Below are 26,313 nucleotides of genomic sequence, written 5' to 3' on the forward strand. Positions count from 1 at the left end.
TTCACGGCGCACTCACCTTCTGAACGGGCGTGGAGGCGGAGACGGTGAACGGGGAGTCCACGAGCTTCGTGGTGGAACCGTCGCTCACCTGCAGCTGCCAGGTGCCGGGCGGCAGCGCCACGGTCAGGTTGCGCACCTGGTCGTTCATCGCGTTCGAGAGCTGCAGCGTCTCCCCCGTGGTGCAACCGTCACCCGTCGTGTGGACGGCCGATACCGTGAGGGTCTTGGGCGACCCGCCGGCGACCTGGGCCTGCACCTGCACGGGAACCGCGTAGAGGGCGAGAGGCAGCGTGGGCGGGTTCACGGCGTCCGGCACCGAGGAGTTGCTGACGACCGAAGCGGAGTCGTAGCAGAGGCCGGCCCACACCTTCTGGGCCGTAGGGAACAACCCGCTGAGCGAGCCGGCGATCACTGCACCGGGCGCGGCGGCGACCGTGGAGTGACTCGTGGACTTGACCCCTGCTCCGAGGTTCGCCGGAACGGTGGCCCCCGCGGGGACGGAGGTCAAGAACTTGAGGGAACCGGCGGGGGCGTAGAGGATCGTCCCGAACTTCCCCTGGGTTCCCGCGACCGCGGCCTTGGAGGCGAGGCTCTGAGCCTGGACGTTGTCCTTGCCGACGTAGCCGGTGACGTTCACCTGGGCGGAGTAGTTGCCGACCGCGAGGTCGGAGAACACCACGCACCCGTAGGTGTCCGTCGCCGCCGTGCGGGCCACCGCGCCCGCCGAGTTCAGAAGCGTGACCGGGAGGCCCTTCACGCCGGCGGCGTTCTGGTCCTTGAGGGAGACGCTCAACGCGCCCAGCGTCGATCCGGCCTGGACCTGCGGGATCTGGCGGAGCGTCTCGTTGCGGACCGGGTCCGTGGAGCCCATGGCGGGCCAGGTGACGATGACGTCGATGCTCTTGTAGGCGAGGTTCGCCCCGTCGGCGGTGTCGCAGCGGTCCCCCGTCTGGCTGCGGGCGACCTGGGTCACCGTCGTCGCGACGGTGTAGGTCTGCCCGTCGACGGTCTGGGTGTTGGTACCGGTGACGACGCTGGGGTAGTCGACACCCAGCAGGTACTCCTTCTGACGCTCAGCGAGGTTCGCCGCCACGGCCCGCTGCGTCGCGTTGCCCGACGTGCTGATCGTCTTGATCACCAGGCCGACGACGGCGGCGCTCATCAGGGCGAAGATCAGCATCGAGACGACGACCTCCAGGAGCGTGAACCCCTCGTCGGCCTCGCGCGGTGTCGCGCGCTCGTCCATGGCCGTTCCTCTCGTCGTGGTGACCGTCGTCGGTGGTGCCGGGTCGTGGGGTGGATCGACGAACGGGCGGTCTCCCTCTGCGGGGAGACCGCCCGTCGTGTCAGGCTGATATCAGGCCGGGCAAGGGGTGGTGGTGAGACCGCCAGAGAGCGAGTTGTAGTAGAAGCTCGAGGTCGCCTTGGTGTTGCTGCCGGTGATGCAGTAGCCGGAGCCGGCGTCGATCGCAGCCTTGGTCGTCGCGTCGCTGAGGCCGACGATGATGAACGTGTTGCCGGAAGACGCCTTGACGGTGTCGGTGCCGACGAGCAGAGCCGGGGCGGTGCCTCCGATGGCCGCGTACTTCTGCTGGTCGGTGAAGTAGGTCTCCTCCGCCGTCGCGATGGTGCGGAGGTCGGAGCGGACCGACGTGTCGACGGCCTTCTTGCGCTGGTTCAGGAACACCGGGATGGCGATGGCCGCGAGGATGCCGATGATGATCATGACGACGAGGAGCTCGATCAGGGTGAAGCCCTGGTCCTTCTCGTTCATGGACTTGCGGATGCGAGCGAGCATGTCGATGCTCCCCTTCGGTGAGTTCCGGAGCCGCTCGCTGGTCGCGCACCGGCTTTCCGGTGTGGCGGCTCTGACAAGTAGTTCTTCGGCCCGGCTCCCGATCTCCTTGAGGACCCAGTTCACGCGATCACCCGTTGGGACCAAGCCGGTGAACGACGAGGACCACGCACCGTGAGCCGGCGACTCTCGGTGCGTGGTCCTCGGGGGGCGGTCCTCAGTAGGAGGTGGCCGCGGGGCAGGTCGTGACCGACGACGGTTGCGGTCCGCCCTTGCTGCTGATGTGCACCCGCGACTGCGAGGCCTTGGGATGGGACACGACGACGCAGTAGGACTGCTTCGAGCTGTTCAGCTCGACGCTCGCGGAGACGCCGGGACTCAACTTGACCGGATCGATGATCGTCGGACTGGTGGTCGCCGCGAACGCCAGGTATCCGTTGTTGTCGGTGTAGTACGTCTCCTCCTGCAACGCGAGCGATCTCAGGTCCGTCTGCAGCGACGCGTCCACGGCCTTCTGCCGCTGTTGGAGGAAGACCGGTACGGCGATGGCGGCGAGAATCCCGATGATGATCATGACGACGAGGAGCTCGATCAACGTGAACCCGGAGTCGTCCCGGTCCGCCGGAAAGCGACGCATCACTTGATCAGGTTGAACACGCCGAAGATCGGCATGTACATCGCGACGATCATCGCCCCGATGATGCCGCCCAGGAACGCGATCATCAGCGGTTCGATGAGGCTGGTCAGCGCTTCCGTCGTCGCTTCGACCTCCTGGTCGTAGAAGTCGGAGATCTTGTGCAACATGGTGTCCAGGGCGCCGGTGTCCTCACCGACGCTCATCATCTGCACGACCATCGCCGGGAACACCGCGTGCTCGGCCAACGGTCCTGCCAGCGACTTACCGCCACGCACGCTCTCCATGACGTCCTTCGCGGCGCGTTCGATGACGACGTTGCCGGAGGCGCTCCCGACGATCTCGAGGCTCTGCAGGATGGGCACCCCCGATCGCAGCATGGTCCCGAGGTTCCGGGTGAACCGCGACAGGGCGATCTTCTGCGCGAGCATCCCGAAGATCGGAGCCTTGAGCTTCATCGGGTCGACGACGTTGCGTACCTGCTGCTTGTCCTTCACCTTGCGCCACAGGATGGGCAGCACGACGGCGAGGACGACGATGATCGGAGCACCGAACCGCAGGGCGTGCGACAGCGCGACGAGGATCTTGGTCGGGAGCGGTAGGTCGCCGCCCATGTCGGAGAACATCTTCGCGAAGATGGGCACGATGAACAGCAACATCCCGACGACGGCCAGGATCGCGATGATGAAGACGACGACCGGGTAGGTCATCGCCGACTTCACCTTGGCGCGCAACTTGACCTCGGACTCGAAGTTCTCGGCGAGCTGCAACAGGACCTGGTCGAGGAAGCCGCCGACCTCCCCCGCCCGGATCATGTTGATCATCAGCGGAGGAAAGACATCCGTGTGGTGAGCCAACGCCGTCGAGAGGGAGGTGCCGCTCTCGACCTCGGCACGGACCTCTTGAAGCGTTGTCGCGAGCTTCTTGCTCTCGGTCTGCTCCGACAGGATCGTCAACGCCTTCAGCAAGGACAGGCCGGAAGAAACCATGGTCGCGAACTGCCGAGACATCAGGGCCAGGTCCTTCAACTTCACCCGGTTCGCCCCGGGGAGGTTGATCTCCATCTGGACGCCCTTGCCGGCCTTGGACTCCGCGATGGAGACCGGGGCCATGCCCTGGGAGATCAGCCGCTGCGCGACCGCGTTGGAGTCGTTCGCCTCGAGCGTCCCCTTGACGAGCTTGCCTGAACGGTCGCGCGCGGAGTACTCGAAGGCCACGTGCTGCGGGCGGGCGGCGGGCTTCGCCTTGGTGGCGGTTGCCATCAGTCTGTCCTCTCTCAGCGCCCGGTCAGGCGACGGAACTCGTCGGCGGCGGAGCACTTCTCCAGGCCGTGTTCGAACGTGATCTGGCGGGTCTTCACGAGTTCGGCCAGGTGCTGGTCGAGGGTGTGCATCCCGAACTGCGCCCCGGCCTGCATGGCCGAACCGATCTGGTGGGTCTTGCCCTCGCGGATCAGGTTGCGGATGGCGGGGGTGGCGACGAGGACCTCGGTGGCGACGACGCGGCCGCGGCCGTCGGCGCGCTTGCAGAGCGTCTGGCAGACGATCCCCTGGATCGCACCGGCGAACTGGGTGCGGATCTGGGTCTGCTGGTGGGGCGGGAAGACGTCGATGACGCGGTCGATCGTGGAGGCGGCACTGGAGGTGTGCAGGGTGCCGAAGACGAGGTGACCGGTCTCGGCGGCGGTCAACGCCACCGAGATCGTCTCGAGGTCGCGCATCTCGCCGACGAGGATGATGTCGGGGTCCTGGCGCAGCACGCTCTTCAGCGCGTTGGCGAAGGACTTGGTGTCCTCCCCCACCTCGCGCTGGTTGACGATGCAGCTCTTGTGCCGGTGCAGGAACTCGATGGGGTCCTCGACGGTCATGATGTGGTCCTTGCGGGTCCGGTTCGCGAGGTCCACCACCGAGGCGAGGGTCGTCGACTTCCCGGAACCGGTGGGACCCGTCACGAGGACGAACCCGCGCTGCAGGCTCGCGAAGGAACCGACCACGGGCGGGACGCCGAGGTCCTCGAGGGGTTTGATGTCGAAGGGGATCTGGCGGAACGCCGCCCCGGTCGACTCGCGCTGGCGGTAGACGTTGACGCGGAAGCGGGAGTGCCCGGGCACCTGGTACGCGAAGTCGAGCTCGAGGTTGGCCTCGAAGGTCTCGCGCTGCTTCTGGGTGAGGATCGCGTAGATCATCTCCTGCAGCACGTTCGTCGTCATCCGCGGGAACTCGGCCATGGGCTCGACCTCGCCGGACACCCGGACGGAGGGGGGCGTCCCGACGGTGAAGTGGACGTCGGAGGCCCCCAGTTCCAGCGCGCGGATGAGGACCTCGTTGATGCGGACGGTCGCGCCGCGGTCGGGGTCACCGCCCGAGGTCACGAGCGCCTCGGGTTCGGGGTGCTCGGTCCGGGCCTCGGGGACGAGCTGCGCCACGACGGGCACGCCGACGGGCACCGGGGCGACGGGCTGGACAGCGAGGGGCGCGGAGGAGTGCCGGGGCACCTCCTCCACCACGGGCGCCAGCTGGAACTCCTGAGGAGCGGGAGCGGGCGGCGCGGCGATCACGGCCTCGTCGCTCTCCAGCTGCTTCAGGAGCGCGCTGATGTTCGGGCGCGCCGAAGGCACCCCGTCGCCCCCGCCCGGTCGGAAGTTCACCGGGACGTAAGCCTCCGAGGGCTGTCCGCCCTGACCAGCGTTGTCCATCTCGCTCCCCACACACACGACCACGACGAAGGAGAGCGCTGACCTCCAGCACTCCCCTGTGCTCATCGGTCGGGGTGGGGACCCCCTTGAGAGCGACGATCACGACGCTGGCCCGTTCGGGTGGTGCACCTCCCCGGTGGACGCGACGAAGGTCACGTGCGCCGCCGCGGTCTCCGTCCGGCACCTCCCAGGCGAGGGGTGGAAGCTGTTGCCCGCACGCAGGACAGGGAATCCGAGGGGACAGCAGTGAGTCAGCAGGCGATGGACGACCGGGGCACGACGCGGCGGCAGCGGGGTGGGCCGCTGGTGTGGCTGGGCGGGATCGCGGCCGTCGTCGCGGTCGGCGTCCTGGTCACGATCGCGTCGTTGCTGGTCCGCTCGGCCCGCGAGGCGCACGAGGTGGCCCAGGCCGGTGCGCACCTCCCCCAGCTCGGGACGTACGACCTCACCACCCAGCCCGGCGAGGGCCGCACCGCCTCCGTCGACGACGGCGCGGTGCGCGTGGAGGCGACGTCGGTGGTCGTGTCGGCGAGGACGGTCTCGGTGGCGCTGACCTGGTCCACGACGACCGGTCGCGACGTCCAGCTCTCGTGCGCGAGCGACTCCGCCCCCGGTGGGTCGTGGTGGGCGACGTCGGACGCCCTCGCGGCGTCGGCATCGGAGCAGAGCAGCGCCTCGTGCCCCGCGACCGGGGCCCTGGACGTCGCGGTCGACCGGCCCGTGACCGACAAGCACGTCTTCGCCCGCGACGCGGCCTGGGGCGACGGGCCGGCGACGCTGGCGGTGTGGACCGTGGCCAGCGCGACCACCGACCCGGACCGCACGACGCCGCCAGCCGCGCAGCTCACCGTGGACCTCTCGCAGGCACGGTTCACCGCGTCCTGACCGCAGACGCGCCCGATCCCAGGAGGGTGGATCAGGCCCGCGCCCGTTCCGCCAACGCCGCCAACCCGGCCGCGCGCATCGCCTCCACCGGCCCGTCCCGTCCGGTCATCAGCTCCACCTGGGCGACGGCCTGGTGCAGCAGCATCTCGAACCCGCCGACGACGACCCCGCCCCAGCGTTGCGCGACGGGGGTCGGCCACGGCGCGTAGACCACGTCGAGCAGCAGCGGCCACCACACCGGGCGGAAGGCACCGAGGACGGCGTCGGTCATCGCGTCCGAGCCGCCGATGGGGACGGTGGAGATGACGACGTCCGCCGACAACGCCACGGCCAGCTCGGACCAGTCGCGGATCTCCACCTCGCCGCCGAGGCGGGCGGCGACCCCGCGCAGCTCCGCCGCCCGGTCGGGGGACCTGACCACGGCGACGGGTCGGGGACAACCGGCCTGCAGCAGGGCCACGACGGCGGACCGCGCGGTCGCTCCCCCGCCCAGCACGACGCCCCGGCGGATCCGCGACGCGCCGGCCTCGGCCAGCGCGGTCACCAGACCGATGACGTCGGTGTTCTCGGCCCGCAACCGCACCCCGCGCCGCCCCGGGGTGTTGCGCCGGTCCAGTCGAGGGGTGACGACGACGGTGTTGACGGAGCCGACGGCGCGGGCGAAGTCGCTGACCTCGTCGACCAGCGGCACGACCGCCTGCTTGAGCGGCATCGTGAGGCTGAGCCCGGCCCAGCCGGCGTCGAGGTCGCCGATCACGGCCGGCAGCCGCTCCTCGTCGACCTCGAGCAGGTCGTAGCTCCACCCCTCCAGCCCGAGCGCCGCGTACGCCGCGCGGTGCAGGGCGGGCGAGAGCGAGTGCCGGATGGGGGAACCGCAGACCGCGGCCTTCATCGTGAGGCCCTCATCGTGACGTCACTTGCCCTCCGGGTGCTCCCGCAGGTACTGCTGGAACAACGCGACGTTGGCGTTGTGCTCCTCGATGGTGGTCGCGAAGCGGGTCTCACCCGTCTCGAGGTTCACCGTCACGAAGTACAGCCACGGGCCGTCGGCGGGGGCCAGGGCGGCGCGCAGGGCGTCCGCGCCGGGGTTGCTGATCGGTCCGGCGGGCAGGCCGGGGTGCAGGTAGGTGTTCCAGGGCGAGTCGGTCGCCCGCTGCTCGGCGGTGGTCGTCACGACGTTGGAGGAGTTCACCGCGTAGCTGACCGTGGAGTCCAGCTGCAGGTTCATCCCGATCGCCATCCGGTTGTCGAGGACGCGCGTCACCCGGGTCATGTCCTCGGCGCTGCGCGCCTCCTTCTGCGCGATGCTCGCCTCGACCACGACGTCGTGCATCTGCTCGGGGGTGACGCCGAGGTCGGCCATGACCTTGGTCGACTGGGCGACCATCGCGGTGAGCAGCTCGACGGCGGTCTCGTCGGGGTCGACGTCGTAGGTCGCGGGGAAGAGGTAGCCCTCGACGTTGCCGTTCGCGGACGCCGGCAGGCCGAGCGCGGCCGGGTTCGCCAGCGCCGCACGGACGTCGGCGTCGGCGATGGAGGTGTTCTTCTCGATCAGCGCGTAGACCTGCTCGGCCCGCAGCCCCTCGGGGATCGTCAGCTTGGTGGTGACCTTGGCGCTCGGGTCGAGCATCAGCGCGACGGCGGCGGTGCCGGACATGTGCTCCTTCAGCCGGTAGGTGCCCGGCTGGATCCCGGAGAACTTCGGCTGGGCCTGCGCAGCGGACACGAACGCGTTCTGGGTCTTCACCACGCCCGCGTCGACGAGGGTGCGGCCGATGGCCCGGCCGGTGTCACCGCTGGCGACCTTGACGTCGACGCTCCCGGTACCCGAGCCGTCCCAGTCGCCGCTCTCGGTGAAGTGGGCCACGACCGGTCCGAGGGTGCCCCAGGCCGCCCACGTCCCGCCCCCGATGACGGCCAGCGCCGCGACGATCGCGACGAGCGCGCGTCGACGGCGGAGGCGGCGTCGCCGCCGTGACCCGTCCGAGCGGGTGTCGGGAAGATCCATCAGGTCCATCATGAGCCCCTGCCCTCCGTGGCGTCGGGACGTGCCTGTCCTTCCGCGGCCTGCTGACCCTCAGAGGTCACACCGTGCCCGCGGTGGCGGGCCTTGCGGCGCCCCTTCGGTCCTTCCATCACCCGTCCGGGCGCGTGACCTGCACGCTCGGCGTCCAACGCTGACTGCAGCAGCACCACCGCGGCGGCCTGGTCGACCACCGCGCGGAACTGCTTCTCCTTCTTGCCGGCGGCGTGCAGCAACCGGTGCGCGTCGACGGTGCTCAGCCGCTCGTCGACGAGTCGGACCGGCACCTCCGGGACGGCTCGGACGATCTTGGCCGCGTAGTCGAGCGCGCGCAAGGCCGCTGGGCCCTGCGACCCGTCCATCGACAGCGGCAGACCCATGACGATCTCGACCGCCGCCCGCGCGCGGGCCTCGGCCGCGATCTCGGCGACGTCGCCGTCGCGCTCCGGATCGCGGACGAGGGTCCGCACGGGTGAGGCGATCACGCCTGCAGGGTCGCACGCCGCGAGGCCGACCCGGACGCTCCCGACGTCCACGGCGAGTCGGGCGCCTGGCCGCACCCTCAGACCGAGCCGGTCACGCGGGCGCCGACGAAGTCCTCGATCCCCTGCAGCGCGGCCACGACCTTGGTCGCGTCCTGACCACCGCCCTGGGCGAGGTCGTCCTTGCCGCCACCGCCCCCGCCGAGGGTCTGCGCGGCGCCGCGCACGAGTTCACCGGCCTTGACGCCCCAGCGGCGCGCCTCGGCGTTGGTGGCCACGACGACGACCGGGCGGTCCTTGGCGACCCCCGCGATCGCGACGACCGTGGGCCGTTCGTCCCCGAGCCGCGACCTGACGTCGAGGGTGAGCGTGCGCAGGTCGTCGGCCGAGACCGTCCCGGCGTCGTAGGTGACGACGTGGACCCCGAACTTGTCGACGGGGTGGGCGGCGATCGTCGGGGCGAGCGCGAGGACCTGGCCCGCGCGCAGCTTCGCGATCTCCTTCTCGGCGTCGCCGAGACGGGTCAGCAGCGAACCGATGCGGTCGGCCAGTTCCTCCGGCCGCGCCTTGACGACCTCGGTGAGCTGGTTGACCAGCAGGTGCTCGCGCGTGAGGAACGCGTACGCGTCGGTGCCGACGAGGGCCTCGATGCGGCGCGCACCGGAGCCGATGGAGGACTCCGAGACGATCGAGACGAGCCCGACCTGCTGCGACGTCAGGGTGTGCGTCCCCCCGCAGAGTTCCTTGGACCAGTTCTCGCCGATGGAGACGACGCGGACCTTGTCGCCGTACTTCTCGCCGAAGAGGGCCATGGCCCCGGAGTTCAGCGCCGACTCCCGGTCCATGATCGCCGCGGACACGGGGAGGTCGTCGGCCACCCGTTCGTTGACGACGCCCTCGATGTCGCGCACGAGGGCCGCCGCGACCTGGGAGCTGGAGTGGTAGTCGAAGCGCATCCGGCCCGGCGCGTTCTGCGACCCGGCCTGGGTGGCGGTGTCGCCGAGGTGCTCGCGCACGACCTGGTGCACGAGGTGCGTCGCGGTGTGGGCGCGACTCACCGCGCGACGGCGGTTCGCGTCGACGACGGCGTGCGCGCCGTCCCCCGCGACGACCTCACCGCTGGTGACGCTGCCCTTGTGGACGTAGAGCCCGCGGACGGGCTGCTGCACGTCGGTGACGGTGACGACGGCGCCACCGGTGGTGGTGATCGTGCCGTGGTCGGCGAGCTGGCCACCGCCCTCGGCGTAGAACGGCGTGCGGTCGAGGACGACCTCGACGTCGCTGCCGGTCGGGGCGGACGGCGTGGAGACCCCGCCCTGCAGGACCACGGAGATCCGCGCCTCGCCCTCGGCGAGCTCGTAGCCGGTGAAGGTGACCGGCGCGGTCAGCTGCTCCAGCGTCTGGCGGTAGATCGACAGGTCCAGTCCGCCGAGCTTCTTCGCCTTCGCGTCCGCCTTCGCCCGGCCGACCTGCTCGGCCATCAACGTGCGGAAACCCGGCTCGTCGACGGTGACGCCGGCCTCGGACGCCATCTCCAGGGTGAGGTCGATCGGGAACCCGTAGGTGTCGTGCAGCTGGAACGCGCGGTCGCCGGTCAGCGTCGAGCCGCCCGCCGCCTTCGTCTGCGCCACAGCCGTTTCGAAGATCGCGGTGCCGGAGACGAGGGTGCGCCGGAACGCCTGCTCCTCGGCGTAGGCGACCTTCGAGATCCGGTCGAAGTCGGTGCGCAGCTCCGGGTAGGAGGCGCTCATGACCTCCATCGAGGCGGGCAGCAGGATCGGCAGCGCCTCGTCCTCGAAGCCGAGCAGGCGCATCGCGCGGACCGCACGACGGATCAGGCGACGCAGCACGTAGCCCGCGCCCTCGTTGCCGGGGGTGACGCCGTCGCCGATGAGCATGAGGGCGCTGCGGACGTGGTCGGCCACGACGCGCATGCGGACGTCGTCCTCGTGGTTGGCGCCGTAGTCCTTCTCGGCCGCGAGCGCCGCGTAGTCGAGGACGGGGCGGACCTCGTCGATCTCGTACATGTTGTCGACGCCCTGCTTGAGGAACGCGACGCGTTCGAGCCCCATGCCGGTGTCGATGTTCTTCGCGGGAAGCTCGCCCTCGACGTCGAAGTCGACCTTCGAGCGCACCGCGGAGAGCTGGTACTGCATGAAGACGAGGTTCCAGATCTCGATGTAGCGGTCCTCGTCGGCCTCGGGGCCGCCCTCGGCGCCGAACTCGGGACCGCGGTCGTAGTAGATCTCGGAGCAGGGGCCGCCGGGGCCGGGCTGGCCGGTGTTCCAGTAGTTGTCGGCCTTGCCGCGGCGCTGGATGCGCTCGGCGGGCATGCCGATCTCCTGCCAGAGCCGGAACGCCTCGTCGTCGTCGAGGTAGACCGTGGTCCACAGCCGCGTCGGGTCGAAGCCGAGGCCGCCGTCGGCCTCGGGCGTCGTCAGCAGTTCCCAGGCGAAGGTGATGGCCTCGCGCTTGAAGTAGTCGCCGAAGGAGAAGTTGCCGTTCATCTGGAAGAACGTGCCGTGCCGGGTGGTCTTGCCGACCTCCTCGATGTCGAGGGTCCGCAGGCACTTCTGCACGCTCGTCGCGCGCTTGTACGGCGCGGGCACCTGAGCGGTGAGGTAGGGGATGAACGGCACCATCCCGGCGACGGTGAACATGAGGCTCGGGTCGGTCGACACCAGCGAGGCGCTGGGCACGATGGTGTGCCCCTTGCGCTCGAAGAAGTCGAGCCACCGACGACGGATCTCTGCCGTCTGCATCGGACGTGCCTCCTGCTGCTGGGTCTGCTGCCGTGTGGTGCGGGGGTGGAGCGGGGGTGGAGCGGGGGTGGTGCTCAGTACAGCCATCGACCCTACCCGTCCCCGTCCAGCGGGTTGCGTGGAGCGGTCGGTCGGGGATCCACGCCACGACCCGGTGGCCTCACCAGCCGTGCAGGCGGCGGCCTTCGGCGACGACGGCGTCGAAGCGGGCGCGGTCCAGCGCGGAACCCTCGCGGCGCACGTCGCGCGGGGAGACGGTCAGCACGCGGTCGACGCGGACCTCGCTGGGACGGCCCTGGCGGTCCCAGGGGCCGGAGCCGACGTCGATCCAGACCCGGCCGTCCGCGGGGTCGCGGTCGTGGTCCTTGCTCGTCATCATCAGCCCGACGAGGTCGTCGCCGGAGCGGCCGACGACGAGCACCGGGCGGTCCTTGCCGCGCCCGTCCATCTCCTCGAAGGGCACCCACGCCCAGACGACCTCGCCCGGGTCGGGGCGACCGTCCGCGCGGGGCACGTACTCGATCGCCACCCCGCCGGAGGCCACCGCGGCACCGCCGCGACGCGGACGAGGGCGTTCGCGACCGGCGTCGGCGGAGGTGGGTGTCCGCCGGGGCGCGGCGGTCTGGCGTTCGAGCTCGCGCAGCGCCGCGCGACCGCCGATCGCGAGCAGACGGGTGAGGGCGGAACGGAGACCGGGCACGCGGGGAACGTACCGGCTCAGCGACCCCGCAGGATCCGGCGCAGCCGGGCGAGGCGCTCGCGGACCTGGTTCTCGAAACCCCGGTCGGTGGGGACGTAGTAGTCCTTGCCGACGAGTTCGTCGGGGGCGTACTGCTGCTCCGCGACCCCGGCGGGGACGTCGTGGGTGTAGACGTAGCCCTTGCCGTGGCCGAGCTTCTGCGCGCCGGAGTAGTGCGCGTCGCGCAGGTGCGGGGGGACCGACCCGCCGAGACCCGCACGGACGTCGGCGATCGCCGCGTTGATGCCGAGGTAGGAGGCGTTGGACTTCGGCGCCGTCGCGTTGTGCACGACGGCCTGGGCCAGGACGATCCGCGCCTCCGGCATCCCGATCTGGGCCACGGCGTGCATCGCGGCGACGGCCGTCTGCAGGGCGGAGGGGTCGGCCATCCCCACGTCCTCGGAGGCCGCGATGACGATCCGCCGGGCGATGAAGCGGGGGTCCTCCCCCGCCTCGATCATGCGGGCCAGGTAGTGCAGGGCGGCGTCGACGTCGGAACCGCGCATCGACTTGATGAGGGCGCTGGCCACGTCGTAGTGCTGGTCGCCCTGCCGGTCGTAGCGGACGGCGGCGCGGTCCAGGGCGCGTTCGGCGTGGACGAGGGTGATCCGCGCCGTCCCGGCCGCGGAGTCGTCGAGCGCCGTCCCGGTCGCGGAGTCGTCGAGCGCCGTCCCGGCCGCGGCCTCGAGCGCCGTCAGCGCGCGCCGGGCGTCGCCGTCGGCGACCCGCACGAGGTGGGCGAGCGCGTCGTCGTCGATCGTGACCTCCCCCGCGAGCCCGCGGGGGTCCTCGACCGCCTTGCGCAGCAACCCCTCCACGTCGGCGATCGTCAACGGCTGCAACGTCAGGAGCAGCGAGCGGGACAGCAGCGGGGTGACGACGGAGAAGTTCGGGTTCTCCGTGGTGGCGGCGACGAGCACCACCCAGCGGTTCTCCACCCCGGGCAGCAGCGCGTCCTGCTGGGCCTTGGTGAAGCGGTGGATCTCGTCGAGGAACAGCACGGTCTGGCGGCGGTAGAGGTCGCGGTCGTCGCGGGCGGCCTCCATGACCTTGCGGACGTCCTTCACCCCCGCCGTGACCGCGGAGAGTTCCGCGAACCTGCGACCCCCGGAGTGCGCGAGGACGTTGGCCAGCGTCGTCTTCCCCGTTCCCGGGGGGCCCCAGAGGATCACCGAGGCCGGGCCGGCGCGGCCGAGGTCGCCGTCGGCGGCGAGGCGGCGCAGGGGTGAGCCGGGTTGCAGGAGGTGCTGCTGACCGACGACCTCGTCGATCGAGCGCGGTCGCATCCGGACGGCCAGCGGCGCCCCGGCGAGCACCGACGGGATCCTCGTCCCGTCCGCGCCCACGGAGTCCTCCGCACTCGCGCTGGAGAAGAGGTCGGCCACGCGGACAAGGTACGTGCTCCCCCGGACACGGCACGCAGCACACGGCACGCCACACGCAGCCGGGTCACAGGTTCCTCCGCACTCCCACCCACACCACGCAGCGAGGCTGCCGCGATGACCCACACACCCCTCCGCATCCACCTCGTCACCCGCTCGGGCACCGGGACCCTGCGGGGTGCCGAGCTCCCGGGCGCGACGCGGACCTGGGCCCCGCTCGAGACCCCCGCCGAGACCCCCGCCGAGTCCCGGGACGCCGTCGCCGTTTCCGGCGTGCGCACCCGCACCGACGGGGACCGGTTCACGATCACGCTCACCGGCGACGTCGACCTCGTCCTGGCCGAGGAACTCGCCCGGATCGCCCGCCGGGTGGAGCAGCACTGCGCCCACCCCGCGACCACCCGGGCCCGCGTGCACCTCGACGTCCGCGAGGTGACCGCCGTGGACGCGAGCGCCCTCCGCTTCGTGGAGCGGGTGCGGCGGCTGTGCGCCGCGTGGGGGGCCGAGTGCACGACCTCGACCGCCCGCCCCGCGGTCGAGCAGGTCCTCGCGCTGGCCCGGCCCGTCGTCGACGGGGAACTCGCCGCCTCCTGAGCAGAGGGGTTGCGGGACAGGGCCCTAGAAGCGTGGTGAATGGGTGGAGTGGCGCACCAGCAGTCACAGGGTCCTCAGTGGTCCGATCCAGTGACGACACACAGGTCCGTCTCAGGGTTTCCCACGACAGCTGGCAGGTTGAGGGTCGAGCATGGAGCCATGACCGCGACCACCAACCGCCGATCGGAACTCACCCGCCCCGACGGCACCGCTCTGCGGGTCCTCGTCGTGGACGACGAGTCGACGCTGTCGGAGCTGCTCAGCATGACCCTGCGCTACGAGGGCTGGGAGGTGCAGACGGCCGGCAACGGTCTCGACGCGGTCCGCGCCGCCCGGACGTTCCGTCCCGACGCCGTGATCCTCGACATCATGCTCCCCGACATCGACGGTCTCGAGGTCCTGCGGCGCCTGCGCGCCGACGCGACCGACGTCCCCGTCCTCTTCCTCACCGCGAAGGACGCCGTGGAGGACCGCGTCGCCGGTCTCACCGCCGGGGGTGACGACTACGTCACGAAGCCGTTCAGCCTGGAGGAGGTCGTGGCCCGGCTGCGCAGCCTGCTGCGGCGTTCCGGTCTCGCCGCGGCGAAGCAGGAACCCGTCCTCGCCGTCGGCGACCTCGTCCTCGACGAGGACAGCCACGAGGTCACCCGCGACGGCGTGGAGATCAAGCTCACCGCCACCGAGTTCGAACTGCTGCGCTACCTGATGCGCAACCCCCGCCGGGTGCTGTCCAAGGCGCAGATCCTCGACCGCGTCTGGAACTACGACTTCGGCGGCCAGGCGAACATCGTCGAGCTCTACATCTCCTACCTGCGCCGCAAGCTCGACGCCGGCCGCAACCCGATGATCCACACCGTCCGCGGCGCCGGCTACGTGCTCAAGCCCGCCGACGGGGTCATCGCCGTCGCCAGCTGACCCTCGATCCGTCGGAGCTGATCCCCGGATGCCCTCCCCGTTCTCCCGGCTGCGCCGGCCCCAGACCCTGCGCAGCCGGCTCGTGCTCACGACGAGCGCACTGCTGGTCGGGGTCGGACTCGTCATCGGGGTGGTGACGGCGGGGGCGCTCTACTTCTCGCTCATGGGCCGGGTCGAGAAGCAGCTGGACGCGACGGTGAACCGCTCCCAGCGCTTCGTCGGCGACCCCGACCGCGGTGGGGGCAGCGGCGGGAACTTCCCGCCCCCGGAGCAGTTCGACCGGACGACGTGCAGCGACGGCACGACCCCGTCCTTCGTCGGACCGGGTCAGACCGACGGGACCCTGTACGCGCGCTACTCCGGAGGGAAACTGCTGACGTCGCAGTCCGGCGTCTACGACGACTCGACCTCCACGCAGACCCCCTGCGTCCGTCAGCTGAGCGCCGCGCAGTCCGACGTCCTGGAGGAGATCACCGCCGGCCAGGAACTCACCGTGGACCTCGACGGTCTGGGCCGGTACCGGATCGCGGCCACCATCCTCGACGACGGGTCGCTGCAGGTCACCGGCTTGCCGCTGGCCGACGTGAACCGGACCCTGCTCACCGTCGTGGGCGTCGAGATCGCCGTCATCCTCGGCGGTGTCGCCGTCGCGGCCGTCGTGGGTTCCTTCCTGGTGCGGCGTGATCTCCTCCCGCTGCAACGGGTCGCGACCACGGCGGCCCGGGTCTCCGAACTCGAGCTGGACCGCGGCGAGGTCGACCTCTCGCTGCGCGTGCCCGACGCCGACGCCGACGGCGCCACCGAGGTCGGCAAGGTCGGCCTCGCGCTGAACCGGATGCTGGAGAACGTCGGGTCCGCCCTCGAGGCCCGGCACACCTCCGAGCAGCGCGTCCGGCAGTTCGTCGCCGACGCCAGCCACGAGCTCCGCACCCCGCTGGCCGCGATCCGCGGGTACTCCGAGCTGACCCGCCGTTCCCGTGACCAGGTCCCGCCCGACGTCGCGCACGCCATGGGCCGGGTCGAGTCCGAGGCGGTCCGCATGACGGGTCTCGTCGAGGACCTGCTGCTGCTGGCCCGCCTCGACTCCGGCCGTCCGCTGGACCGCGAGAGCGTCGACCTCACGATGACCGTCCTCGACGCGGTGAGCGACGCGCAGGTCGCCGGCCGCGACCACCGGTGGCGCCTCGACCTGCCCGACGAAGCCGTCGAGGTCGTCGGTGACCCGGGCCGATTGCACCAGGTGCTGACGAACCTGCTCGCCAACGCCCGCACCCACACCCCGCCGGGGACGACGGTCACCGTCGGGATCGTGCCGGACGGCGCGAGGACCCACCTCGACGTCGTCGACGACGGTCCGGGCATCGACCCCGACGTCCTCCCCCGCGTGTTCGAGCGGTTCGCCCGCGCGGACTCCTCGCGTTCCCGGGCCGCCGGCAGCACCGGCCTCGGGCTGGCGATCGTGCAGGCCGTGGTGACCTCCCACCACGGGTCCGTGACGGTGGACAGCCGCCCCGGTCGCACCGCCTTCCGCGTCACCCTGCCCTCGAGCTGAGACCGGTGATCGCGGGCGCGGGGTCTCACAGGCCGACCACAGCGGCAGCCCACGGCACCCGGAGGTCGCGGGACGACGTTGGGACCATGACAGCGACCACCTCCTCCACGGGGACGACGCCACCCCGGCCCCGGCCGGCCGCGGACACCGCCACCTGGAGCACCACCGCCGCCACCTCCGGGGCTCCCGTCCTGGACGTCGTGGTCCCCGTCTTCAACGAGGAGACCGACCTCGAACCCTGCGTCCGCCGCCTGCACGCGCACGTGGCCCGCTTCCCCTTCCGCACCCGCATCACCGTCGCCGACAACGCCAGCACCGACGGCACCCCGCGGGTCGCCCGCGCCCTGGCCGAGGAACTCCCCGACGTCCGCCACGTCCGGCTCGAGGAGAAGGGGCGCGGACGGGCGCTGAACCGGGTCTGGTCCGCCTCCGACGCCGAGGTCCTCGCCTACATGGACGTCGACCTCTCCACCGACCTCGCGGCCCTGCTGCCGCTGGTCGCGGGCCTGCTCTCCGGCCACTCCGACGTCGCCATCGGTTCGCGGCTGGCGAAGGGTTCCCACGTCGTCCGCGGCGCGAAGCGCGAGATCATCTCCCGCTGCTACAACCTGATCCTGCACGGCACGCTGCGGGTGCGCTTCACCGACGCCCAGTGCGGTTTCAAGGCCCTCCGCGCCGACGTGGCCCGGGAGATCCTGCCCCTCGTCGAGGACACCGGCTGGTTCTTCGACACCGAGGTGCTGGTGCTCGCCGAACGGTCCGGCCTGCGGATCCAGGAGATCCCGGTCGACTGGGTCGACGACCCCGACAGCACCGTCGACATCGTCGCCACCGCGGTGGCCGACCTGCGCGGGATCCGCCGGCTCGCGGGGGCGATGGCCTCGGGCCGGTTGCCGCTGAAGGAGATCCGCGCCAGCCTCGGCCGCGGCCCCCAGCCCGCCGCCCTCGCCGGTGTCCCGACCTCGCTCGCGGGGCAGCTCACCCGGTTCATCGCGGTCGGGCTGACCAGCACGGCCGCCTACGCCCTGCTGTACCTGCTGTTCCAGGAGTTCGGCAGCGCCCAGGTCGCGAACTTCGTCGCCCTCCTCGTCACCGCGGTCGGCAACACCGCCCTGAACCGTCGCGTGACGTTCGGGGTCCGCGGGCGGGACGGGGCGGGACGGCACCAGGCGCAGGGGCTGTTCGTGTTCCTGCTCGGCTGGGCCATCACCGCAGGCAGCCTGTCGGCGCTGCACTCGGGGAACCCCGACGCCGGTCGCGGGGTCGAACTCGCGGTCCTCACCGCGGCGAACCTCGCAGCGACGGTCGTCCGCTTCCTCCTGCTGCGCTCCTGGGTGTTCCGCAACCGCAGGCACCACCAACCCGGGGCCGAGCAGGCCCTCGACACCCCGCAGGAGCACGCATGAGCACCACCTCGGACGCCGTCCCGCGGTTCGAGCGCACCGCCGCCACCTCGCCGGGCACCGGGCGGTGGCGACGCGCGGCGACGTCGGTCTGGCGGGGTCGCGACGCCGATCCGCGCTGGGTCCGACCCGCCCTGCTCCTCCTCCTCCTGACCACCGGCGTCCTCTACCTCGTGGGGTTGTCGGAGTCGGGGTGGGCGAACCCCTTCTACTCCGCGGCCGCGCAGGCGGGGTCGCAGTCGTGGGAGGCCTGGTTCTACGGCTCCTCCGACGCGGCGAACGCCATCACCGTCGACAAACCCCCGGCGGCGTTGTGGGTCACCGGATTGTCGGTGCGCGTCTTCGGGTTGTCGTCGTGGTCGATCCTCGTGCCCCAGGCCCTCGAGGGCGTCGCCGCGGTGGCGCTGCTGTACGCGACCGTCCGCCGGCGCAGCACCCCCGCGGCCGGTCTGATCGCCGGAGCGCTGCTGGCCACCACGCCCGTCGCGGTCCTGATGTTCCGCTTCAACAACCCCGACGCCCTGCTGGTCCTGCTGATGATCGCCGCCACCTGGGCGGTCCTGACGTCGGTCGACACCGGCCGGGCCCGGTTCCTGTACTGGGCGGGGGTGTTCATCGGCCTGGGTTTCCTCACCAAGCAGTTGCAGGTGTTCCTCGTCCTGCCCGGCCTCGGACTGGCCTACCTGTGGGCGGCCCCGCACGGCCTCGGCCGGCGCGTCCGGCACCTGCTGCTCGCAGGAGCGGCCGTGGTGGTGGCCGGCGGCTGGTGGGTCGCGGTCGTCGAACTCGTCCCGGACTCCTGGCGCCCCTACGTCGGCGGCTCGCAGGACAACTCGTTCCTGGAACTGACGTTCGGCTACAACGGCTTCGGCCGCCTGACCGGCGATGAGACCGGAAGCGTCGGCGCCACCCACGGCTGGGGCGAGACCGGTCTCGGGCGGATGTTCTCCTCCGAGTTCGGCGGGAACGTCTCGTGGTTGCTGCCCGCGGCGTTCCTGCTCGCGATCGCCGGGTTCGTCGTGACCCGACGCGCCCCGCGGACCGACGTCCGCCGCGCCGGCTACCTCGCCTGGGCCGGCTGGTTGCTGGTCACGTTCGTGGCCTTCAGCTTCATGTCCGGGATCATCCACCCCTACTACACGGTGGCCCTGGCCCCGGCCGTCGCGGCTCTGGTCGCGACGGGTGCGGTGGACCTGTGGCGGCTGCGGTCGGCCCGGTGGGCGCTCCCCGTCCTCGCGGTCGTCGTCGCGGTCAGCACGGCGTGGTCCGTCGTCCTGCTCTCCCGCAGCGCCGACTTCGTCCCGTGGTTGCGCTGGGTCGTCCTGGTGGCCGGGGTCCTGGCCGTCGCCGGGTTCGTCGCGGCGGCGTTCGTCCGTGGCCCGGTGTCCGGCCAGCTGCGGAGTTCACTGCGGCAGGCCGGGGCCGTCGCGGCCGCCATCGCGGTCCTCGCCGGCCCCGCCTCGTACTCCCTGCAGACGGCGTCGACCGCCCACACCGGGGCGATCGTCTCCGCAGGCCCGACGGTGTCCTCCGGTTTCGGCATGGCCGGCGGGATGCCCGGCACCCGCGGGGGCGGTCAGTTCAGCGGGATGTTCGCCCAGGGCGGGGCCGGCGGTCAGAGCGGTCAGAGCGGTCAGAGCGGTCAGAGCGGTCAGCGGACGTTCGGGCCGCCGACCGGGGCGGGCGGCACGACGGGTTCCGCCGGCACCGGACTCGGGACGCGGTCCGCGCGGGGTGGCGGCGTCGGCGGCCTGCTGGGCGCCAGCACCCCCGGCGCGGCGCTCACCGCCCTCCTCGAGGCCGACGCCGGTTCCTACTCCTGGGTCGCGGCCACGACGGGTTCGAACAACGCGGCCGGGTACCAGCTCGCCACCCAGGAACCGGTCATGGCCGTCGGCGGGTTCAACGGCACCGACCCGGCGCCGACCCTGGCCCAGTTCCAGGCCCACGTCGCGGCCGGCGACATCCACTACTACATCGCGAGTTCCTCGATGGCCTCCACCACCTCCGGGGGCAGCGACGACGCCAACGAGATCTCCGAGTGGGTCGCGGCGAACTTCACCGCGACCACGGTCGACGGCACGACGGTCTACGACCTCACGGCCTCCTGACCCGGTCGGCACGAGCGTGGTCCCGCGGGACCACGCCCACTGTCGTCGGGAGCCGGGTGCGGGCTCGGTCACCGCACAGGAACCTCCAGGGCCACGCAGAACCCCCGGCCCCAGGATGACGTCATGACGCAGCGCACCCGCACGAACCGCCTCCCCCGCCGCCTCCTCGCCGTCGGCCTCGTCACGGGGGTGGGCAGCCTCGGACTCGTCGGGGCGGCGCAGGCCGAACCCACGACCGTCGACGCCGGCCACCGCGCGCCGGTGCGCGTCAGTGAGGTCTCCCCCGCCGCGCTACCCGCGAGCCTCGGGACCGGGACCACCCGCCGCACCGGCTGGGTCACCGTCAGCCTCTGACGCGAACCGGGCGGCGAGCAGGACGATCAGACCCGCCAGCAGGAACCCGGCCAGCACGTCGCTGGGCCAGTGCGCGCCCACCCAGACCCGGTCCACCGCGACCACCCCGAGTTCCAGGGAACCCAGGACGATCGCGCGGGAACGCCACCGGGCGGGCACCAGGACGAGCACCAACAGCAGCACCACCGTCGCCGACGCCAGGGCGTGCCCGGAGGGGAACGACCCGCCGCCGGCGGTGGTGTACCCGAGGTCGACGGCCGGACGTTCCCGGTCGAAGGCCGCCTTCAACGCCGGGGACGTCACCGACGCGACCGCACCCGCGACCAGCGAGGCCACCGCGGCCCGCGGGCGCCCGCGGCGCCAGACGGCCACGACGCCGAGCAGACCCGCCAGGTACACCCACACGGGCTGGGTGACGGCCTCGACGACCTGGGCGACCCGCGTCAGCGTGGGATGGGCACCCGCGGCGGCCGTCCCGAGCTCGGAGAGGAACCGGTCCGGACGCGCCGTGGCGCCCGTGGTCACGAGGACCGCGAGCGCCACGAACAGGACGGCACACCCCAGGGCGGACCGGATCACGCCTCGACGGTCTCCGCCGGCTTCTTGGCCTCGGGCGTGAAGTCGACCCCGGCCTCGCGGCGCTGCTGCACCGTGATGGGCGCGGGAGCGGCCGTCAGCGGGTCGTAGCCGCCGCCGGACTTGGGGAAGGCGATGACCTCGCGGATGGAGTCGGAGCCGGTGAGCAGGGCGACGACGCGGTCCCAGCCGAAGGCGATCCCACCGTGCGGCGGGGCGCCGAAGGAGAACGCGTCGAGGAGGAAGCCGAACTTCTCCCGCGCGTCGGCCTCGGAGATGCCCATGACCGCGAAGACGCGCTCCTGGACGTCGCGGCGGTGGATGCGGATCGAGCCGCCGCCGATCTCGTTGCCGTTGCAGACGATGTCGTAGGCGTTGGTGAGCGCGGACCCCGGGTCGGTGTCGAAGGTGTCGAGGTGCTCGGGCTTCGGGGCGGTGAAGGCGTGGTGGACGGCGTTCCAGTTCCCGCCGCCGATCGACACGTCGTCGTCCTCGGCCGCGGACTTGAACATGGGTGCGTCGACGACCCAGAGGAAGGACCACGCGTTCTCGTCGATCGCGCCGGTGCGCCGGGCGATCTCGGCGCGGGCGGCTCCGAGCAGCGCACGGGAGGGGTTCACGGCGCCGGCGGCGAAGAAGATGCAGTCGCCCGGGTTCGCGCCGACGTGCGCGGCGAGACCGGCGCGTTCGGTGTCGGAGAGGTTCTTGGCGACGGGACCGGCGAGTTCGCCGTCCTCGCCGACGAGGACGTAGGCCAGCCCGCGGGCCCCGCGCTGCTTGGCCCACTCCTGCCAGGCGTCGAGGGTCTTGCGCGGCTGGGAGGCCCCGCCCGGCATGACGACGGCACCGACGTAGGGCGACTGGAAGACGCGGAAGCTGGTGTCCGCGAAGAACTCCGCGCACTCGACGAGTTCGATGCCGAAGCGCAGGTCGGGCTTGTCGGAGCCGTAGCGACGCATGGCCTCCTCGAAGGTCATCCGCGGGATCGGCAGCGCCACGTCGTGGCCGATGAGCTTCCAGAGCGCGGAGACGATCTGCTCGCCGAGGGCGATGACGTCGTCCTGCTCGACGAAGCTCATCTCGATGTCGAGCTGGGTGAACTCCGGCTGCCGGTCGGCGCGGAAGTCCTCGTCGCGGTAGCAGCGGGCGATCTGGTAGTAGCGCTCCATGCCGGCGACCATCAGCAACTGCTTGAACAGCTGCGGGCTCTGCGGCAGGGCGTACCAGGAACCCGGGGACAGGCGCGCGGGGACGACGAAGTCGCGCGCCCCCTCGGGGGTGGACCGGGTCAGCGTCGGGGTCTCGACCTCGGTGAACGCGTGTTCCTCGAGCACGGTGCGCGCGGCCTTGTTCGCGGCCGAACGCAGCTTCAGCGCGTTCGCGGGGCCGGTGCGGCGCAGGTCGAGGTAGCGGTACTTCAGCCGGGCCTCCTCACCGACGGTGAGGTGGTCGTCGATCTGGAACGGCAGCGGTGCGGCCTCGGAGAGGACCTCCAGCGCCGTGGTGTCGACCTCGACCGCACCCGTGGGGATGTTGGCGTTGTCGTTGCCGTCGGGGCGCAGCCGCACGTCTCCGGTGATGCGGATGCAGTACTCGTTGCGCAGGTCGCGGGCGCCGCCGGCGTCGAGGATCTCGTCGCGCGCGACGACCTGGACGACACCCGAGGCGTCGCGCAGGTCCAGGAAGGCCACTCCCCCGTGATCCCGTCGACGCGCCACCCAGCCGGTGAGCGTCACGGTCTGTCCGGCGTGACCGGCGCGCAGGCTGCCGGCCTCGTGGGTGCGGAGCACGGGAGGTCCCTTCGATCGTCAGAGCGCGGTGTGCGCACGGACGATCCTACGGAACGCCGCACCCCGGGGAGCACTCCCCCGAGGGCTCAGCGGGCGCGGGCCGGTGTCGCGCCGGACTCGGCGCCGGCGAGGTCGGCGACCAGCTTGAGGGCGAGGCGGTCGAGCAGCACGAGGTTGACGGAGGGGTCGGTGACGACGGCGAGGATGTGGCTGGTGGTGATCGCGTACACGACGAGAGCACCGTCGGTGCCCTTGACGGTCGTGGACTGGAACGGGCCGAGGACATTGGCGTCCGCGGCGCGCTGGGCGATGCCGAGGACGGTCGCGACGATGGCCGCCGCGGACTCGTGGTCGCGTTCGGGGCCGTCGTCGTGGAAGGCGAGGCCGTCGGTGCGGGCGACGAGGATCCGCCGCAGCCCCGGGATGTCGCGCTTGAGGGCGCCGCTGACCCGCATCGCGTGCTGCTTCACGATCATGCTGTGGCTCCGTCCGTGCCGGCGGCGACGCGGCGGCTCTCGAGGGTGTGGACGCCGTCGAGCAGGACGGTCAGGACGGCCGTGCACTGGGACAGGTCGCGGGGGTCGCAGGCGATGAGCGCCGACGGCGAGGTGCCGAGGAGCTGGCCCAGTCGGGCGCGGGTGCCGGCGGGGTCGGCCCAGCGGCTGACCGCGATCAGGCGCGGGACGGCCGGGGCGATGCGCTGGAAGGCCCCGACGATGTCGGCGGCCGCTTCGATGCTGGTGGAGCGGCTGGCGTCGACGAGGACGAGGTAGCCGTCCATGTTCCGGGCCAGCAGTTCCCACATGAAGGAGAACCGTTCCTGGCCCGGGGTGCCGAAGAGGTTGACCCTGACGTCGTCCCAGCCGGCGGTGGCGGGGGCGGGCACCGTGAAGCTGGTGTGGTCCATCGCGACGGTCGTGGAGGTCTTGAGCGCGGCCGTCTCGTCGCTGACCCCGGTCTCGGTGGTCACGAGCGTCCCACCCCCGAGGCCTGCGGTGACGGTGGTGGCGAACGTGGTCTTGCCGGCCCCGAAGGGTCCGGTGACCACGATCTTGCGGGCGGGGCTGCTCACGGAGCTCCTCGGGAGGCGGGGTGGGGGCTGCGCGCGTCGGCGGTCGGACGCGGACGCGGTGAGGCGTCCGGCCGACCGCCGACGGGTGGTGCGGTGGTGCGGTGGTGCGGGGGGATCGTCAGATCGCGAGGTCGCGCTCGAGGATCGTCAGCTGGCGACGGGCCATGGCGAGGTTCGAGGAGTCCTTCTTGAGGACCAGGTACAGGAACAGGCCCTGGCCGGACTGCGACTGGATGAGACGGATCAGGTGGATCTGGGTGCCGAGGGTGATGAGGATGTCCTCGATGTTCTCGGACAGGCCCAGGCGCTGCATGGTGCGCAGCTTGGCGCGGACGACGTCGGTGTTGCCGGCGGCGGCGACGTCGAGGTCGAGGGCGCCGCCCCCGGCCTGGCCGAGCGACATGCCGGACTCGTAGTCGACGAGGGCCGCGGCGGTGGCGCCGTCGATCTCGAGGCAGGCCTTCAGGGTGGCGTCGACGTTGGTCACGTCAGGTCCTTCCGTAGGTGGGGCTGCGGACGGCGGTCGATCCGCTGCCCGGTGGTGTCCCCCATTACTTCGGCCCTCAACGTCCCGGTCTGAACCCCGATCGGGATCGGTGAACGGGTGAATCGCACTCGGACGAACGGGTGAGACCCTCTGCGCCCCACGACGTCTAGAAGTTCCCGGCGGGAACGGGCCGGCTGGCGAGAGACCGGCTGGGCCGACGTGACGCGGCAGCGTCTGCGGAGCCCCGTTCCGGCGTGGTGCCGGGGGTGGCCGGCCCGGAGCCACCGCGCGCACCGCGGGGTGACCGGATGGATGTCAGCGGGTCAGTCAGCGGGTCAGAGGCCGCGCCGGTAGCTCACCTCGTCCAGGACGACGCCCCGGCGGTGGTCGTGCTGGGTGCGCCCGTCGGTGTGCCAGCCGCACCGTTCGTAGAAGCGCCGGGCGCGGGCGTTGCCGGTCGGGACCCACAGGGTCGCGTCGGTGAAGCCGTCGTCGCGCAGCTCGGTGGTGGCGGTGTCGAGCAGTGCTCGCCCGGCCCCGGTGTTCCAGTGTTCGGGGTGGACGTAGAGGGACTGGACCTCACCGGTGGTGGGTGCTGCTCCCTCGTCGCGGCTGGGGCCGCGACGCACGAAGCCGATGACGTCTCCGGTGACGTCGAGAGCGACGAAGCAGTGTCGTGGCGGGGTGGTGGGCAGTACGTCACGCCACCGCTGGACGGAGCTGTTCAGCGACAGTCCCGCGATCACCGTGTCGGGGATCAGGCCCGTGCAGGTGGCGCGCCAGGTGTCGACGTGGATGCGTGCGAGCTGGTCGGCGTCCTCGAGGACGGGGGGCCTCACCTCGGTCATCGTCGAACCCTAGGGAGGGGTGCCGTTCGCTCCAGACACCGCGCCTGCGTCGCGCGTCTGCTCTTCGGCGAGGCCGCAGCGTCGCGGCCGCCGGCGGCAGCGCTCACGACGCGGGATGACCGTGACGTCGGGCGCAGGGCGCCCAGAACGGCTGGGAGTGCCCGAGCCGACGAGCAGGGCGGCGTAGCGCAGCGACGCTCGGTCCAGGTAGCCGGTCCCAGGGTTGATGTCAGCGAGGAAGCTGGCGAGCCCACCACGGGTGGGCCTACGTGATCTCGTGACTTTCGACGTGTCCGCGACGTCGACAGGTTGGGGCCCTGCATCGCGCGTCCACCATCCTGGACTCGTGATCGTTCGCGAGCGGAACCGCGCCGGGTGGCGCACGCCCGGCGCGCGCCCCTTGTCGGAGCGTCGTGGGAACGGTTGACTGATCCCCAGCCGCGCTGGAGCCTGCGCTCGGACGGCTGCGCGCGTCGGCTGGGGGATGTCCGACGTCGATCGTCCCCGGGAGGTTGCGTGTCGGACGCCCTGAGCCACGAGCACCACCTGCGCCACCGCGCCGAGCGCGTGCGCGCGGACCTGGAGGCCCTCTGGGGGGACGAGCTCCCCGAGGCTCCCGACCCGGTGCTGACCGTGCTCGTGGACGCCGTCGCCGTCGACGACCAGCACGGAGTGGACGACCGGCTCGTCGTCCAGGGGGACGGTCTGGGCTACGAGGCGCTGGCCCGGGTCCTCGCCGACGTCCGCAGCTCCGCCACCCTGCACCTCGTGCCGCCCGCCCTGCGAGCCCGCCTCGCCGGGGTCCTGCCGCCGACGGGCCGCCTCATCGACCTGCGGGTCGCCGGGGAGGCCGCGCTGCCGAGCGAGTCGACCGGGGCGTGGGAGTACGACGCCACCGCGGACACCGTCGCCTGGGACGCCCGCAGCGGCGTCCTCTACGGCCTCGGCCAGCACCCGGGGGTCGCGTCGCTGCCGGAGTGGTTGCGGCGCAGCGTCCACGACGAGGACCGCTCACTCGTTTCCTCGGCGCTGCGCTCCTCCGCCTCGACCGGGCTGCCCTACGACGTGCGCTTCCGGATCGCGCCGCCGCGGCACGGGGTGGTCCTCGCGCGCGGACGCGTCCTCAACGGTCCCGGCGGTGGCGCGCGGGTGCTGGGCTTCGCGGCGGAGGACGTCGGCGCCGGCTAGTCCGGCACCGCAGCTGATCGGGCACA

The 26,313-nt window shown here is 71.9% G+C and carries 25 protein-coding genes; 8 read left to right on the forward strand and 17 right to left on the reverse strand.

Features of this window, described 5'->3' with window-relative positions; all coding sequences use genetic code 11:
- Position 1: 1 nt before the first annotated feature.
- The 5 genes from SJY07_RS02085 to SJY07_RS02105 all read right to left on the reverse strand — a co-directional run bounded on the left by SJY07_RS02085 (position 2) and on the right by SJY07_RS02105 (position 5,124).
- Entirely contained in the window at positions 2 to 1,246 is a 1,245-nt protein-coding gene (locus SJY07_RS02085; RefSeq protein ID WP_380156703.1) for a prepilin-type N-terminal cleavage/methylation domain-containing protein, read from the reverse strand.
- A gap of 111 nt (positions 1,247 to 1,357) precedes the next feature.
- Positions 1,358 to 1,798, reverse strand: a complete 441-nt coding sequence (locus SJY07_RS02090; RefSeq protein ID WP_380156705.1) for a type II secretion system protein — start codon at positions 1,796 to 1,798, stop codon at positions 1,358 to 1,360.
- Positions 1,799 to 2,012: 214 nt separating this feature from the next.
- Positions 2,013 to 2,432, reverse strand: coding sequence for a type II secretion system protein (locus SJY07_RS02095; RefSeq protein ID WP_380156707.1), 420 nt, complete (start codon positions 2,430 to 2,432; stop codon positions 2,013 to 2,015).
- Entirely contained in the window at positions 2,432 to 3,691 is a 1,260-nt protein-coding gene (locus tag SJY07_RS02100) for a type II secretion system F family protein (RefSeq protein ID WP_380156709.1), read from the reverse strand. Before SJY07_RS02100 ends, SJY07_RS02095 begins: the two co-directional genes overlap by 1 nt.
- A gap of 14 nt (positions 3,692 to 3,705) precedes the next feature.
- The gene (locus SJY07_RS02105) at positions 3,706 to 5,124 is read right to left on the reverse strand and encodes a type IV pilus twitching motility protein PilT (RefSeq protein ID WP_380156710.1); all 1,419 of its coding nucleotides are present in this window, start codon (positions 5,122 to 5,124) and stop codon (positions 3,706 to 3,708) included.
- A 246-nt stretch (positions 5,125 to 5,370) separates the two neighbouring features.
- Here SJY07_RS02105 and SJY07_RS02110 point away from each other — a divergent pair, with 246 nt between their 5' ends.
- Positions 5,371 to 6,009: a hypothetical protein gene (locus SJY07_RS02110; RefSeq protein ID WP_380156712.1), complete on the forward strand. Its 639-nt coding sequence runs from the start codon at positions 5,371 to 5,373 to the stop codon at positions 6,007 to 6,009.
- A gap of 31 nt (positions 6,010 to 6,040) precedes the next feature.
- On the opposite strand, the gene SJY07_RS02115 is transcribed toward SJY07_RS02110, so the two are convergent.
- The 6 genes from SJY07_RS02115 to SJY07_RS02140 form a co-directional block, all read right to left on the reverse strand.
- Complete coding sequence (locus tag SJY07_RS02115; protein ID WP_328295885.1) at positions 6,041 to 6,901, reverse strand: shikimate dehydrogenase; 861 nt, start codon at positions 6,899 to 6,901, stop codon at positions 6,041 to 6,043.
- A gap of 21 nt (positions 6,902 to 6,922) precedes the next feature.
- Positions 6,923 to 8,017: an endolytic transglycosylase MltG gene (mltG, locus tag SJY07_RS02120; RefSeq protein WP_380156714.1), complete on the reverse strand. Its 1,095-nt coding sequence runs from the start codon at positions 8,015 to 8,017 to the stop codon at positions 6,923 to 6,925.
- A gap of 8 nt (positions 8,018 to 8,025) precedes the next feature.
- A complete protein-coding gene (gene ruvX, locus SJY07_RS02125; RefSeq protein ID WP_380156716.1) occupies positions 8,026 to 8,592 on the reverse strand; it encodes a Holliday junction resolvase RuvX in 567 nt (188 codons plus the stop codon).
- 2 nt (positions 8,593 to 8,594) lie between these two features.
- Positions 8,595 to 11,276: an alanine--tRNA ligase gene (gene alaS / locus SJY07_RS02130; RefSeq protein ID WP_328295882.1), complete on the reverse strand. Its 2,682-nt coding sequence runs from the start codon at positions 11,274 to 11,276 to the stop codon at positions 8,595 to 8,597.
- A gap of 160 nt (positions 11,277 to 11,436) precedes the next feature.
- Entirely contained in the window at positions 11,437 to 11,976 is a 540-nt protein-coding gene (locus SJY07_RS02135; RefSeq protein ID WP_380156719.1) for a type II toxin-antitoxin system PemK/MazF family toxin, read from the reverse strand.
- Between the two features lie 17 nt (positions 11,977 to 11,993).
- On the reverse strand, positions 11,994 to 13,400 hold the full coding sequence (locus SJY07_RS02140) for a replication-associated recombination protein A (RefSeq protein WP_380156721.1): 1,407 nt from the start codon (positions 13,398 to 13,400) through the stop codon (positions 11,994 to 11,996).
- Positions 13,401 to 13,514: 114 nt separating this feature from the next.
- Here SJY07_RS02140 and SJY07_RS02145 point away from each other — a divergent pair, with 114 nt between their 5' ends.
- The 6 genes from SJY07_RS02145 to SJY07_RS02170 all read left to right on the forward strand — a co-directional run bounded on the left by SJY07_RS02145 (position 13,515) and on the right by SJY07_RS02170 (position 20,326).
- Positions 13,515 to 13,991, forward strand: coding sequence for an STAS domain-containing protein (locus tag SJY07_RS02145; RefSeq protein ID WP_380156722.1), 477 nt, complete (start codon positions 13,515 to 13,517; stop codon positions 13,989 to 13,991).
- 159 nt (positions 13,992 to 14,150) lie between these two features.
- Positions 14,151 to 14,906 carry a response regulator transcription factor gene (locus SJY07_RS02150; protein ID WP_328295878.1) on the forward strand — a complete coding sequence of 252 codons (756 nt, stop codon included), beginning with the start codon at positions 14,151 to 14,153 and terminating at the stop codon, positions 14,904 to 14,906.
- Between the two features lie 28 nt (positions 14,907 to 14,934).
- A complete protein-coding gene (locus tag SJY07_RS02155; protein ID WP_380156724.1) occupies positions 14,935 to 16,458 on the forward strand; it encodes a sensor histidine kinase in 1,524 nt (507 codons plus the stop codon).
- Between the two features lie 86 nt (positions 16,459 to 16,544).
- Entirely contained in the window at positions 16,545 to 17,864 is a 1,320-nt protein-coding gene (locus SJY07_RS02160) for a glycosyltransferase (protein ID WP_380156726.1), read from the forward strand.
- On the forward strand, positions 17,861 to 19,972 hold the full coding sequence (locus SJY07_RS02165) for a glycosyltransferase family 39 protein (RefSeq protein WP_380156728.1): 2,112 nt from the start codon (positions 17,861 to 17,863) through the stop codon (positions 19,970 to 19,972). The genes SJY07_RS02160 and SJY07_RS02165 overlap by 4 nt, the downstream gene beginning before the upstream one ends.
- Positions 19,973 to 20,095: 123 nt before the next feature.
- Positions 20,096 to 20,326, forward strand: coding sequence for a hypothetical protein (locus SJY07_RS02170; RefSeq protein ID WP_380156730.1), 231 nt, complete (start codon positions 20,096 to 20,098; stop codon positions 20,324 to 20,326).
- On the opposite strand, the gene SJY07_RS02175 is transcribed toward SJY07_RS02170, so the two are convergent.
- The 6 genes from SJY07_RS02175 to SJY07_RS02200 all read right to left on the reverse strand — a co-directional run bounded on the left by SJY07_RS02175 (position 20,264) and on the right by SJY07_RS02200 (position 25,099).
- Positions 20,264 to 20,905, reverse strand: coding sequence for a phosphatase PAP2 family protein (locus tag SJY07_RS02175; RefSeq protein WP_380156732.1), 642 nt, complete (start codon positions 20,903 to 20,905; stop codon positions 20,264 to 20,266). The two genes, SJY07_RS02170 and SJY07_RS02175, sit on opposite strands and share 63 nt — an antisense overlap.
- On the reverse strand, positions 20,902 to 22,692 hold the full coding sequence (gene aspS, locus SJY07_RS02180) for an aspartate--tRNA ligase (protein WP_380156734.1): 1,791 nt from the start codon (positions 22,690 to 22,692) through the stop codon (positions 20,902 to 20,904). The genes SJY07_RS02175 and aspS overlap by 4 nt, the downstream gene beginning before the upstream one ends.
- 86 nt (positions 22,693 to 22,778) lie before the next feature.
- Complete coding sequence (locus SJY07_RS02185; RefSeq protein WP_380156736.1) at positions 22,779 to 23,168, reverse strand: roadblock/LC7 domain-containing protein; 390 nt, start codon at positions 23,166 to 23,168, stop codon at positions 22,779 to 22,781.
- Complete coding sequence (locus tag SJY07_RS02190) at positions 23,165 to 23,764, reverse strand: ATP/GTP-binding protein (RefSeq protein WP_380156738.1); 600 nt, start codon at positions 23,762 to 23,764, stop codon at positions 23,165 to 23,167. Before SJY07_RS02190 ends, SJY07_RS02185 begins: the two co-directional genes overlap by 4 nt.
- A gap of 118 nt (positions 23,765 to 23,882) precedes the next feature.
- Entirely contained in the window at positions 23,883 to 24,251 is a 369-nt protein-coding gene (locus SJY07_RS02195; protein WP_328295869.1) for a hypothetical protein, read from the reverse strand.
- Positions 24,252 to 24,586: 335 nt separating this feature from the next.
- Positions 24,587 to 25,099 carry a GNAT family N-acetyltransferase gene (locus tag SJY07_RS02200; RefSeq protein WP_380156740.1) on the reverse strand — a complete coding sequence of 171 codons (513 nt, stop codon included), beginning with the start codon at positions 25,097 to 25,099 and terminating at the stop codon, positions 24,587 to 24,589.
- Positions 25,100 to 25,615: 516 nt separating this feature from the next.
- On the opposite strand from SJY07_RS02200, the gene SJY07_RS02205 reads away from it, so the two are divergent.
- On the forward strand, positions 25,616 to 26,287 hold the full coding sequence (locus SJY07_RS02205) for a hypothetical protein (RefSeq protein WP_380156742.1): 672 nt from the start codon (positions 25,616 to 25,618) through the stop codon (positions 26,285 to 26,287).
- Positions 26,288 to 26,313 lie beyond the last annotated feature (26 nt).

The organism is Kineococcus sp. R86509 (genome assembly GCF_042466365.1).
In the GTDB taxonomy this organism is placed as follows: Bacteria; Actinomycetota; Actinomycetes; order Actinomycetales; family Kineococcaceae; genus Kineococcus.